This is a genomic window from Methylobacterium sp. WL64 (assembly GCF_008039945.1).
Taxonomy (GTDB): domain Bacteria; phylum Pseudomonadota; class Alphaproteobacteria; order Rhizobiales; family Beijerinckiaceae; genus Methylobacterium.
Map to the genome: position 1 here is coordinate 38208 of NZ_VRVA01000033.1, position 12113 is coordinate 50320.

General features: G+C 70.7%; 12 protein-coding genes. 5 read left to right on the forward strand and 7 right to left on the reverse strand.

Annotated elements, in window-relative coordinates; genetic code table 11:
* Positions 1–4 precede the first annotated feature (4 nt).
* The 7 genes from FV242_RS15855 to FV242_RS15885 form a co-directional block, all read right to left on the reverse strand.
* The gene (locus tag FV242_RS15855) at positions 5–475 is read right to left on the reverse strand and encodes a type II toxin-antitoxin system RatA family toxin (protein WP_147939569.1); all 471 of its coding nucleotides are present in this window, start codon (positions 473–475) and stop codon (positions 5–7) included.
* 16 nt (positions 476–491) lie between these two features.
* The gene (gene lipA, locus FV242_RS15860; protein WP_147909192.1) at positions 492–1487 is read right to left on the reverse strand and encodes a lipoyl synthase; all 996 of its coding nucleotides are present in this window, start codon (positions 1485–1487) and stop codon (positions 492–494) included.
* A gap of 128 nt (positions 1488–1615) precedes the next feature.
* Positions 1616–2347: an MIP/aquaporin family protein gene (locus tag FV242_RS15865; protein WP_147939570.1), complete on the reverse strand. Its 732-nt coding sequence runs from the start codon at positions 2345–2347 to the stop codon at positions 1616–1618.
* 217 nt (positions 2348–2564) lie between these two features.
* Positions 2565–4070 carry a glycerol kinase GlpK gene (gene glpK / locus FV242_RS15870; RefSeq protein ID WP_147939571.1) on the reverse strand — a complete coding sequence of 502 codons (1506 nt, stop codon included), beginning with the start codon at positions 4068–4070 and terminating at the stop codon, positions 2565–2567.
* A 56-nt stretch (positions 4071–4126) separates the two neighbouring features.
* On the reverse strand, positions 4127–5659 hold the full coding sequence (glpD, locus tag FV242_RS15875; RefSeq protein WP_147939572.1) for a glycerol-3-phosphate dehydrogenase: 1533 nt from the start codon (positions 5657–5659) through the stop codon (positions 4127–4129).
* 85 nt (positions 5660–5744) lie between these two features.
* Positions 5745–6566, reverse strand: a complete 822-nt coding sequence (locus FV242_RS15880; RefSeq protein ID WP_147939573.1) for a DeoR/GlpR family DNA-binding transcription regulator — start codon at positions 6564–6566, stop codon at positions 5745–5747.
* A gap of 316 nt (positions 6567–6882) precedes the next feature.
* Positions 6883–7131 (reverse strand): hypothetical protein, encoded by a 249-nt coding sequence (locus FV242_RS15885; RefSeq protein WP_147857686.1) that lies wholly within the window; start codon positions 7129–7131, stop codon positions 6883–6885.
* Positions 7132–7340: 209 nt separating this feature from the next.
* Between FV242_RS15885 and FV242_RS15890 the strand changes: the two genes are divergently transcribed.
* The 5 genes from FV242_RS15890 to FV242_RS15910 form a co-directional block, all read left to right on the forward strand.
* Positions 7341–7835 (forward strand): chemotaxis protein CheW, encoded by a 495-nt coding sequence (locus FV242_RS15890; RefSeq protein WP_147909187.1) that lies wholly within the window; start codon positions 7341–7343, stop codon positions 7833–7835.
* A 7-nt stretch (positions 7836–7842) separates the two neighbouring features.
* A complete protein-coding gene (locus FV242_RS15895; RefSeq protein WP_147939574.1) occupies positions 7843–9345 on the forward strand; it encodes a protein-glutamate O-methyltransferase CheR in 1503 nt (500 codons plus the stop codon).
* A complete protein-coding gene (locus FV242_RS15900; protein ID WP_147939575.1) occupies positions 9345–9947 on the forward strand; it encodes a chemotaxis protein CheW in 603 nt (200 codons plus the stop codon). Before FV242_RS15895 ends, FV242_RS15900 begins: the two co-directional genes overlap by 1 nt.
* Before the next feature lie 41 nt (positions 9948–9988).
* Positions 9989–11662 (forward strand): methyl-accepting chemotaxis protein, encoded by a 1674-nt coding sequence (locus FV242_RS15905; RefSeq protein WP_147939576.1) that lies wholly within the window; start codon positions 9989–9991, stop codon positions 11660–11662.
* Positions 11663–11675: 13 nt separating this feature from the next.
* The coding region (locus FV242_RS15910) for an Hpt domain-containing protein (protein ID WP_187278438.1) at positions 11676–12113 on the forward strand (438 nt) is incomplete at its 3' end.

The window sequence follows — 12113 nt, forward strand, 5'->3', positions numbered from 1 at the left end:
GCGTTCAGGCGGTGCCGTACATCCGGTTTGCCCGGCCCTCGAAGGCGTCGGTGAACTTGCGGAAGGCGCGGTCGAACATCGTGCCCATCAGGAGGCCCAGCGTCCGGCTCTTGAACTCGTAGGTGATGAAGAAATCCACGGCGCAGCCACCATTCGGCGCTTCCTTGAACAACCAGCGGTTCTCAAGGTGCCGGAACGGGCCGTCGATGTACTCGGCCACGATCTTGTGGTTGGCCGGATCGAGGCTGACCCGGGTGGTGAAGCGCTCGCGGATCGCCTTGTAGCCCACGCCCATCTCGGCGATCAGCACCTCACCGCCCTCCGGCATGTCCTGGTGCTGGACCTGCTGACGGCGGATCACCCGCAGGGATTCGCACAGCGGCAGGAACTCGGGATAGCGCTCCACGTCCGCCACGAGATCGTACATCTGCTGCGGCGAATGCCGCACCGTGCGGGTAACCCGGAAGGACGGCATTTCTGTTCCGACGTGCTCAGGCCGAGAGGGCGGGGGCGTGCGAGGAGGCATGCTTGGCGAGCCGGGCCGCCTGAAGCTTGGCGAAATCCTCGCCCGCATGGTGCGACGAGCGGGTCAGCGGCGTGGCCGAGACCAGCAGGAAGCCCTTGGCGTAGGCGGTGGTCTCGTAGGTCTTGAACTCGTCGGGCGGTACGAAGCGCACGACCTCGTGATGCTTCTTGGACGGCTGCAGGTACTGGCCGACGGTCAGGAAGTCGACCTCGGCCGAGCGCAGGTCGTCCATCAGCTGGAGCACTTCGTTGCGCTCCTCGCCCAGGCCGACCATGATGCCGGACTTGGTGAAGATCGTCGGGTCGAGCTCCTTCACCCGCTGCAGCAGGCGCACCGAGTGGAAGTAGCGGGCGCCCGGCCGCACCGTCAGGTACTTTGCCGGGACTGTCTCCAAGTTGTGGTTGAACACGTCGGGCTTGGCCGCGACCACGACCTCCAGGGCCCCGTCCTTGCGCAGGAAGTCCGGGGTGAGGATCTCCACCGTGGTACCGGGGCTCGCACGACGGATCGCCGCGATGGTCCGGGCGAAATGCTGCGCGCCGCCGTCCTTCAGGTCGTCCCGGTCCACCGAGGTGATCACGACGTGGTGCAGGCCGAGCTTGGCCACCGAGTCGGCGATTTTCTCGGGCTCGTGCTGATCCAGCGCGTCTGGCAGGCCGGTGCGGACGTTGCAGAAGGCGCAGGCCCGCGTGCAGGTGTCGCCCATGATCATGAACGTGGCGTGCCGCTTCTCCCAGCACTCGCCGATATTCGGGCAGCCGGCCTCCTCGCAGACCGTGACGAGGCCGTGCTCGCGCACGATCTTCTGGGTCTCGGTCCAGGCCTTGGAGCCCGGCGCCTTGACCCGGATCCAGTCCGGCTTCTTCGCCTGGACGGGCTGGTCCGGCCGGTGCGCCTTCTCGGGATGGCGCAGGCGCGCGGCGCGCGGATCGTTCTTCAGGATGTCGAGGACGATGGCCATGCCACACCGCGGGGAAGCGCCCGGGGGCGCGGTCGGTCAGTAGAGACTGACTTAAGGCGCCCGGCCCCGCGCCGCAAACCACCGCGACGCCGGGACGCCATGCGGTGGTTGAGGATGCCGCGTTTCCGTCAGATCCCGAGCACCCGCACGAGCAGGCCGGCCAGTGCCGCCCCGATCACCGGGCCGCCCACCGGAACCAGCGCGTAGCCCCAGTCGGACGCGCCCTTTCCGGCGATCGGCAGGATTGCGTGGGCGATGCGCGGCCCGAGGTCGCGAGCGGGGTTGATGGCGTAGCCGGTGGTGCCGCCGAGCGAGAGGCCGACGCCCCAGACCAGCATGCCGACCATGTAGGGCGCGACCCCGCGCGGGATCGCCCCGGAGACGCCCAGCGTGTTGGTCACCAGCGCCGAGATGGTCAGGATCAGGAAGAAGGTCGCGATGATCTCCGACGTCCAGTTGGCCTTGGCGTCCCGGATCGCCGGCCCAGTGCAGAAGCAGGCGAGCTTCAGGTCCTGCTCGGGGGTTGCCGCCCAGTGCGGCAGGTAGTGCAGCCAGACGATCGCCGCCCCCGCGAAGGCGCCGAGCATCTGGGCCGGGATGTAGACGGCGAGCTTCGAGACATCCCCGGAGCTGACGGCGCCCGCCACGGTCACGGCCGGGTTGAGGTGCGCGTCCGGGCTGCCGGTGGCGGTGGCGACGAAGATCCCGGCGAGCACCGCGAAGGCCCAGCCGGCGGTGATCGCGATCCAGCCCGCGTTCTCGGCCTTGGATCCCTTGAGCAGGGCGCCGGCGACGACGCCGTCTCCGAGCACGATCAGGGTCATCGTGCCGAGGAATTCACCCAGGAATGGCGACGTCATGGTCTGGTCTCCCCCAAAGATCGTCTTGTTACGAAAGTCTTTTTTTGAGGTTCTTCCGTCGCCGACCTCGGGCGTCGGCTGGAGGTCGGAACTTGCGGGTCTCAAAGGGCCCGGGCCCTTTCGTGTGTGCGGGGCGACGCCCGGCCATCCTGGGGGGCTCCGCCCCAGAACCCCTGCCGAAGGTCCCGCGCCCTATCGAGCCGCGGGACCGGCCCGCTCAATCCTCGTCGAGCTTCCAGTCGAAGGAGCGCTGCACCGCCCGGCCCCAGGCGGCGGCGATCTTCTCGCGCTGGCCGGCATCCATCTTCGGGGTCCAGCGCTTGTCGACGCCCCAGTTGCGCTTGAGGTCGTCGAGGCCCTTCCAGTAGCCGACCGCGAGGCCGGCCGCGTAGGCGGCGCCGAGCGCCGTGGTCTCGGAGACCTTCGGGCGCACCACCGGCACGTCGAGCATGTCGGCCTGGAACTGCATCAGCGTGTTGTTGGCGACCATCCCGCCATCGGCCCGCAATTCCTTGACCGGAATGCCGGAATCCCGCGCCATGGCGTCCAGCACCTCGTGGGTCTGGAAGGCCGTCGCTTCCAGCACCGAGCGGGCGATGTGGCCGCGGTTGACGTAGCGGGTGAGGCCGATGATCAGCCCGCGCGCGCCCTCGTTCCAGTGCGGCGCGTAGAGGCCCGAGAAGGCCGGCACGAAGTAGACGCCGCCGTTGTCCTCGACGGTGGTTGCGAGCGTCTCGACCTCGGCCGAGTCCTTGATCATGTGGAGGTTGTCGCGCAGCCACTGCACCAGGGCGCCGGTGATCGCGATGGAGCCTTCGAGCGCGTAGGCGGGCTTCTGGCCGTCGAGGCGGTAGGCCAGGGTCGTGACCAGGCCGGCCTTGGATGGGACCGGCTCGGTGCCGGTGTTCATCAGCGCGAAGCAGCCGGTGCCGTAGGTGTTCTTGGCCTCGCCGGGTGCGAAGCAGGTCTGCCCGAACAGGGCCGCCTGCTGGTCGCCCAGGATGCCGGCGATCGGCACGCCCGCGAACGGCGCCTTGGTCTCGCCGTAGACCTCGCTCGACGAGACGATCCTCGGCAGCATCGCCTTCGGGATGCCGAAGACGCTCAGCATGCCGTCGTCCCATTCCAGGCTCTTCAGCGACATCAGCTGCGTGCGGCTGGCGTTGGTCACGTCGGTGACGTGCAGCCCGCCCTCGGTGCCGCCGGTGAGGTTCCAGACCAGCCAGGTGTCGATGTTGCCGAACAGCACGTCGCCGGCCTCGGCCCGCTCGCGGGCGCCCGCGACATGATCGAGCAGCCAGCGCAGCTTGAGGCCCGAGAAATAGCTCGCCAGGGGCAGGCCGGTGAGGTCGCGGAACCGGTCGCGGCCGCCGTCGCGGGCGAATTCGGAGACCAGCCGGTCGTTGCGGGTGTCCTGCCAGACCAGGGCGTTGTGCAGCGGCTTGCCGGTGCGCCGGTCCCAGATCAGCGTGGTCTCGCGCTGGTTGGTGATGCCGACGGCCGCGAGGTCGGTGGGCTGGAGGCCGGCCTTGTCCAGGGCCTCGCGCATCACACCCTGCGTCTTGGTCCAGATCTCGGCGGCGTCGTGCTCGACATGGCCAGGAGCCGGATAGATCTGCGCGTGCTCGGCCTGGGCCAGCGCGATCACGCTGCCCTCGCGATCGAACACCATGAAGCGGCTGCTCGTGGTGCCCTGGTCGATGGCCCCGACGTAACGGCTCATCGTTCCCTCCCTGTGTTATGCCCGACCGGTCTCGCGCCGGATCGGGTTCGGCAAGATCATGCGGCCTCGGCCCTGCGGTCGAGGTAGGCGGCGAGGCGTGCGGCGCTTTCCGGGCCGGTGCGCAGGCCGAGCTTCGAGCGGCGCCAGAGGATGTCCTCGGCGGTGACCGCCCATTCCGCGACCCGCAGGTAATCGACCTCGGCCGCCGTGAGGCCGCCATCGAAGACTTCGCCGAGATCGGCCATGGATTGCGCGGTCCCCACGATCTCGCGCGCCTTGGTTCCGTAGGCGCGAGCGAGGCGCCGCGCGGTCTCGGCGGGCAGGAACGGTTTTTCCGCCTGGAGCTTGGCGAGGAACGTGTCGAAATCCGCGTCTGGCATGGCGCCGCCGGGCAGCACCGCATCGCCGGTCCAGGCCGGCTTGAGGCCGGGGAAGAACGGCTTGAGCTTCTCGATCGCGTGCTCGGCCAAGCGCCGGTAGGTGGTGATCTTGCCGCCGAACACCGACAGCACGGCCGCCTTGCCGCCCTGGTCCTCCACGTCGAGGACGTAGTCGCGGGTCACCGCGGAGGCGTTCTCGGCGGCGTCGTCGTAGAGCGGGCGCACGCCCGAATAGCTCCAGACCACGTCGGCCGGGGTGATGCGCGTGTCGAACGAGCGGTTGACGCAGCCGCAGAGGTAATCGGTCTCGTCCCGGGAGATCGAGACCGGCCCGGGCTCGCCGTCATACGGCACGTCGGTGGTGCCGATCAGCGTGAAGTCGCGCTCGTAGGGGATCGCGAAGATGATGCGCTTGTCGGGCTGCTGCAGGATGTAGGCCTGGTCGCCCGGGAACAGGCGCTTCACCACGATGTGGCTGCCCTTGATCAGACGGACCGCCGCGCGGCTGTTGATGCCGAGCGTGCCGCCCAGGGTCGCGCTGACCCAAGGGCCTGCGGCGTTGACCACGGCCTTGGCCCGCACGGTCCGCTCGCCGCCGCCGCGCTCGTCCTGCAACGTCGCGACCCAGCCGTCGCCATCGCGCCGGGCCGAGACGACGCCGGTGCGGGTCAGCACCGTGGCGCCGCGCTCGCGGGCATCCATGGCGTTGAGCACGACCAAGCGGCTGTCCTCCACCCAGCAGTCGGAATAGACGAAGCCGCGGGTCAGGCGCTTCTGCAGCGGCGCGCCGTAGGGCGAGCTGCGCAGGTCCACGGACTTGGAGCCCGGCAGGGTCCGCAGCCGCGCGAGATGGTCGTACAGGAACAGGCCGAGGCGCAGCATCCAGGCCGGGCGCAGGCCCTCGTCGTGGGGCAGCACGAAGCGCAGCGGCCAGATCACGTGGGGCGCCTGCCGCAGCAGCCGCTCGCGCTCGGCCAAGGCCTCCCGCACCAGACGAAACTCGTAATATTCGAGGTAGCGCAGGCCGCCGTGGATCAGCTTCGTCGAGGACGAGGAGGTGAAGCCGGCCAGATCCCCGCGCTCGGCCAGCAGGACCGACAGGCCGCGGCCCGCCGCGTCGCGTGCGATCCCGGTGCCGTTGATGCCGCCGCCGATGACCAGGAGATCGTAGGCGTCGGACGGCTCGCGCTGGCGCTGTGCAGCCGGCATTGTTCCTCCTCTCCTGCCCTCGATGGCAGGTTGAGGACATATTGAGCCGCCCGAACATTTTCGCAAGCGAAAAAAACGAAGTTCGTTACGGTTCGTCCGCGCTGTCCGCCACCGCCAGGGTCACGCCCTGCCGCTCAATCATCGCGATGATTTCCGGGGGCGGCATCCGGTCGGTGAAGAACGTGTCGACCTGATCCAGGCGACCGACCTGCACCATCGGCCTCCGGGTGAACTTGGTATGGTCCGCCACCAGGAAGGTCTTGCGGGCATGGGCCAGGATGGTCTGCGTCGCCCGCACCTCCTCGTAGTCGTAGTCGAGCAGCGCGCCGTCGGCATCGATGCCGCTGATGCCGATCACCGCCACGTCGACTCGGAACTGGCTGAGCGTGTCGCAGGTGAGCTGGCCCAGCACCGCGCCGTCGCGGTTGCGCACGGTGCCGCCGGCCACGACGATGTGGAATTCCGTGGCCTCGGCCAGCGACAGCGCGACGTTGAGGTTGTTGGTGATGACGCTGAGGTCGTCGTGCCGGGTCAATTCCCGGGCCACGGCCTCGGGGGTCGTGCCGATGTTGACGAAGACCGAGCAGTGGGACGGGATCCGGCTGGCGGCCAACCGGCCGATCCGGGTCTTCTCGGGGAGCAGGGTCACCCGGCGGTCGGCGTAGTCGATGTTCTCGACGCTCGACGGCAGCCCGCCCCCGCCCCGGTAGCGCTCCAGCCGCCCCTCCGCGCTCAGCTCGTTGAGGTCGCGCCGGATCGTCTGGACGGTGACGCCGAATTGCGCGGCGAGGGCCTCGATGGTGACGAAGCCCCGCTGACGCACGGATGCCACGATGGCGCTGCGCCGCCCCTCGACGCCGGACACCTCGACCCTGTCCTCGGATCTCCGGTCGAGCGGTCGTGACATCGAGACTCCTGGCGTTCCCCGATCCGCTCGAAGACGCGGATGTTCGTTTGCGAACATTGTGTGCGTGCAGCGGCTTTCGCAGGAGAGTGAACCGGCGGGCGTGGCCGGGCAACCGCTTCGGTGCTGTGAACCGATGGATTCACAGACCTGCCGGAGGCTACGCCTGCCCCGTGGGAGGTTCGCGCTGTGCGCGGCTCCGCTCGTATTCGCCGTACCGATCCCGCGGGCCTGCGGCCAAAAGCCCGCAAAAAAGGCCTGTCGCGGGTGCGACAGGCCTGATCGTCCGGGTGACGCCGCCGTGCGGCGTCCCGGCAGATCACATCTGGTGGTGACGCATCCGGCGGTGGTGCTTCATCATGCGCTTGTGCTTCATGCGCTTGCGCATCATCGGACGCTCGACCGGGGCTGCACCGCGCTCCATGGCGGCGGCTTCGCCAGCGCGCTCCATGCCGCCGCGGGGACCGCCCGCCTGGGCGCCGGAGGAGTTGTAGGGCGAGTTGCCCTGGGCGTAGGCGGAGCCCGCGAGCAGCGTCAGCGACGCGGCGGCCAACAGAAGTTTCCTCATGATCAATCCCTGGGCGTAGACTGTCGCAGGCGAGGCGCCGTCCGTCGTCTGGGTGGTGCCGCTGCGTCGGAAAATAAGCGGCCCAGAGGAGACTTGGTTCCCCGATCCCGCGTTTCGGAGACGAATGATTGCTTGGCGGGGTCCGAGGGCCTATTTCGCGACCTGTCCCGGCGCGACCGCGCCCGGGATGCGTTCGGGAGGGGGCGGCTTTGGCCAGCAGCGGTTCGGCCTATCTGCTCCTGGATGTCGCCGGCACGCCCTGCGCCCTGCCGCGCGCGGCGGTGTCCGAGATCCTGCCCCTGCCGGCCCTGCACAATCCCCCCGCCACGGGCGGCTGGCTCGCCGGCTTCCTCAACCTCGGCGGCGCGCCGATTCCGGTGATCGATCTGGCCCCGCTGCTCGGCCTGCGCCAGGCCGCGACGGCTCCGAGCCTCTACGCGCATCTCGTACTGACCCGCGACGACGCTGTCGCGTACCTCGTCGATCGCGCCGCCGACCTCGTGGTCGTCCCGGATTCCGCGATCCGGCCGGCCGAGGAGGCCGGGACGCTCAACGGCTGCGTGGCCGCCGAACTCGTGATCGGCGACAGCCTGGTGCACGCCCTGGCGCCCGAGGGGTTGCTGACCGCGCAGGAACGGGCCCGGATCGCGGCGCTGACCCGGGCCGCCGCCGAGCGTCTCGCCGCTTTGCCGCCGTCCGCGTGATCCCACGATGGCGCGCCAAGTTCCGCCCCGCCCCCATCCGGGCGACGACCCCGCCTATGCTGCCCTGAAGGCACGCATCATCGCCCGCACGGGTCACCATTATTATATCGACAAGGACGAACTCCTGATCGAGCGCCTGCGCCGGCGCTTCCGGGCCACCGCCGTCGCCGACTGCGCCGCCTACAGCGTCTTGCTGGCCGACCGGTCCCGGGGCGAGGCGGAATGGGCCTGCCTGGAGGCCGAGATCACCGTCGGCGAGACCTTCTTCTTCCGGTACGCGGAGCAGTTCCAGGCCCTGCGCCAGACGATCCTGCCCGCGCTGATCGCGGCTCACAGCCTCGACCGCACCCTCCGGATCTGGAGCGCCGGCTGCTCGACCGGCGCCGAGCCCTATTCCCTGGCGATCCTGGTCCGCGAGGCCCTGGGCGACGCCCTGCCCGACTGGCGGATCGCGATCCTTGGCACCGATATCAGCGTCGAGGCGCTGGCCACCGCCCGGGCCGCCGAGTACGGGCGCTGGGCGCTTCGCACCATGCCGCCGGAGGACCGGCTGCGCTACTTCACGCGCCTGCCCCCCGCCCCCGGGATCCGCCGCGAGGGCGGTTACGCCCTGCGGCCGGAATTCCGCGCGCTGGTGCGGTTCGAGCGGGGCAACTTGTTAAGCCTCATCGAGCCCAAGACCCCGCCGGGCGAAGGGTACGACCTGATCCTGTGCCGCAACGTGCTGATCTATTTCGAGGCCGAGACGGTGGCCGCGGTGGTGCGCGGCCTCGGGCGCAGACTTCGGCCGGACGGCTGGCTGCTGCTGGGCCATGCCGAGCCGAACCCGACCTTCTCGGGGTTCCTCGATCCCGTAAGCCTGCCCGGGACCGTGGCCTACCGCCGCCTTGCCGACGCGGTGCCGCCCGCGCCCCGGCCGGTCCCGCCGCCGGCCGAGCCAGAGCCCCGCCCCCGGCCTGTCGAGGAACCGCGGGCGGCGCTCGAGACCGTCGTGGCGACCCTGGCGCAGCCGCGCCCGCCCGCAATGGAGGTGGCCGAGCGGTCCTCTGTCGAGATCGTGGCCGCCGACCCGGACGCGCCGGCCGGTGACCTCGCCCGCATCCGTGCGCTCGCCGATGCCGGCGAAACCGGCGCCGCCTGGCGGGTCCTGCGCGGCGCCCTTGCGCACGACCCGACCGATCCGGCCCTGCGCTTCTACGAGGGCCTGCTCGCCCGCACCCTCGGCCGGGACGACGAAGCCGAGCGCGCGCTGCGGGCAGCGCTCTACCTCGACCGGGGCTTCGTGATGGCCCACTACCATCTCGGGCTGCTGCTGATCGGGCTCGACCGTCCCGTCGAGGCGGCCCGCGCCCTCGACAACGCCATCGCGTTGAGCCAAGCCCTCGGACCGAACACGCTCCTGCTCGAGGGCGACGGCGCCGCGGCCTGCGAGATCGCCGCCGGTGCCACCGCCGCCCGCGCCGGGCTCGGGCCGGAGCGTGGCCCTGACAGCGGCATCGGGAGCCCCTGATGGAAGCGCAGCCCAGCGCGCCGGATCGCGGCGGGCGCCCCAAGTCCGACCAGGCTCTCGAGTCCGACCGGGCGTTCAAGTCCGACCGGGACCTGGTGGCCGAGCGCACCGCAGCGCTGGCCCAGCGCAGAGTCTTCTCTGCCGGGCTGGAGACCGGCATCGACCACCTCGTTTGCGCCTGCGGGGCCGAGCGCTACGGGCTGCCGCTCGGCGCGGTAGCGCACGTTCTGCCGATGCGCCCGTGCACGCCGATGCCGGGAGCGGTGCCGGCGCTGCTCGGCCTGATCGCGCTGTCGGGCCGGATCGTCGGCGTCCTGGGCCTTGCCCGGGCGCTGGGCCGCCCTGAATCGCCCCCCGAAGGCGAGCGCGGGGGCGGGCATCTCGTCGTGCTGCGCGGCGGCCAGGCTCAACCCGTCGCTCTGGCGGTCGACCGGGTGCTGGGCATCGCCACCGCCTCTGTCGACTCGACCGCGGAGGACGCCGATCCGGCCGGATTGGGCAATGCCGCCGCTTCGGGTTATGCCCCCGCCTCGGCCGGCGACGGCCGACCGGATTTCGTCGTCGTCGACCTTCCCCGCCTCTTGCGTCGCGTACTGCCCTAAAATCCCGTCCGCGCGCCCCTCCACCGGAGCCAGCCCCGACCGTGACGTTCTCGATCGGAAGACGCATCCTCCTCGGTTTCGTGGCCGTCACCGTGGTGATCGTGGCGCTCGGCTTCTACGCGCTGGAGCAGATCGGGGCGGTGCGCGACACCACCGACGCCATCGTCCGGCGCGATATGTCGGTGCTGCGCCAGCTCGACGACCTCGGCAACCAGGCCCGGGATCTCGGGCTCCTGCGGCGCAGCGCCGTGATTGCGATGCTGTCGCAGGCGCAAGGGCGGCCGGCGCGCGCCGACGATACCCTGACGACCTGGCGCCGGACCGCCGCCCAGATCGAGAGCGGCCTCGCCGCCACGATGCAACTCGCCGGCGAGTACCGGACCCAGTCGATCTCCACCGAGCGCAACGCCGTCTGGGACCGCATCGCCACGGCCGCGGCAGACGTGCAGCGCTCGTTCCGGGAGGTGCGGAGCGTCGGCGAGGCGCAGTTCGCCGCCATCGCCCGACAGGACGTCGCCGGGGTCGAGGCGCGCAACGACGAGATCAGCCGACTGCAGGCGCCGTTCCTGGGGGGCATCACGAACCTGCGCACCCTGCTCGACGGCGGTATGGCCCTGGGGCAGCGCGCCGCCCACGAGGTCTACGAGCGCTCGCGCCTGTCGATCTACCTGACGCTGACTGCAGCCGTGCTGCTGGCGATCATCGTCACCTGGATGATCCGGCAGGCCGTGGTGCGCCCGCTGGAGACCGTGATGGGCTTCGTGGAGCGGGTCGGCGACGGGGATCTCTCGGGCCGGCTCGACATGCGCGGCGGCGACGAGATCGCGCGCCTGGGGCGGACCCTGAACGCGATGGTGGACAACCTGTCGGACCTCGCCCGCACGAGCCGGGCGGCCACCGCCGACCTCAACGCCGCCGCGGCCGAGATCCGCGCCTCGGCGCAGCAGCAGGCGGCGTCGGTCGAGGAGCAGTTCGCGGCCGTGCAGGAGACTGCGGCCACGGTGGACGAGATCACCCATTCCGGCGCCCAGATCGGCAAGCGTGCCACCGAGGTGATCGCCACCGCCCAAGCCACGGCCCAGACCTCCCGGCAGGGCCTGCGCGCGGTCTCCGACACCGCCAAGGCGATGGACGCGATCCGCGAGCAGGCCGAGGCGGTGGCCGGCAACATCGTCAGCCTGTCGGAGAAGACACAGACGATCGGCGACATCATCGAGACGGTCAACGACATCTCGGAGCGCACGCACCTGCTGGCGCTGAACGCCGCGATCGAGGCGGCGGCGGCCGGCGAAAGCGGGCGCAGCTTCGCCGTTGTGGCCTCCGAGATGAAGCTGCTGGCCGACCAGGCCAAGGCGGCCACCGGTCAGGTCCGGGGGATCCTGGGCGAGATCCAGCGGGGCATCAACACGTCGGTGATGCTCACCGAGGAGGCGGTCAAGCGCGCAGCGGCCGGCAAGACGCGCTCGGACACCACCCAGCGGACGATCGAGGAGATCACGGCGCGGGTGGAGGAGAACGTGCAGACGTTCCAGCAGATCGTGGCCTCGACCAACCAGCAGCAGCTCGGGATCGAGCAGGTGATGGGCGCGCTGCAGAACATCCGCCAGGCCAGCCAGCAGACGGCGGCCGGCACCCGCGAGGTCGAGGCGGCCTCGGCCAACCTCACCGAACTCGCCCAGGCCCTCATGGCCCTGGCCGAACGCTACCGGCACTGAGGGCGGTACCGCCTTGCCCGCCGATATCCGCCAGCTCCTGCTCGCGGCCTTCGAGGTCGAGCACCGCGAGCACGTCACGGCGATCCGGGCGGCGCTCGGGAGCGCGACCCCGGACTGGAACGACGTGTTCCGCCGCGCCCACAGCCTCAAGGGTGCCGCCCGCGCCGTCGATCTCCCGGCCGTGGAGGCGGTCGCCCACCGCCTGGAGACCCTGTTCGAGCGGGTCCGCACCAACGCGCAACCGGTCGACCGCGAGGCGGCCAACGCCGTCCACTTGGCCCTCGACCGGATCGAGAGCTACGTCGCCGGCCTCCAGGACGGGGCCGGGCCGGACATGCCGGCCGACGCCCTATCGGCCCTCGGGCAATGCCTCGGCCTCCCCGGGGAGGCCGCGGAGGAAGCCCCGCCGCCGGCTGCGCCACCGCCACCGGTCGCGCGGGCTGCCGAACCC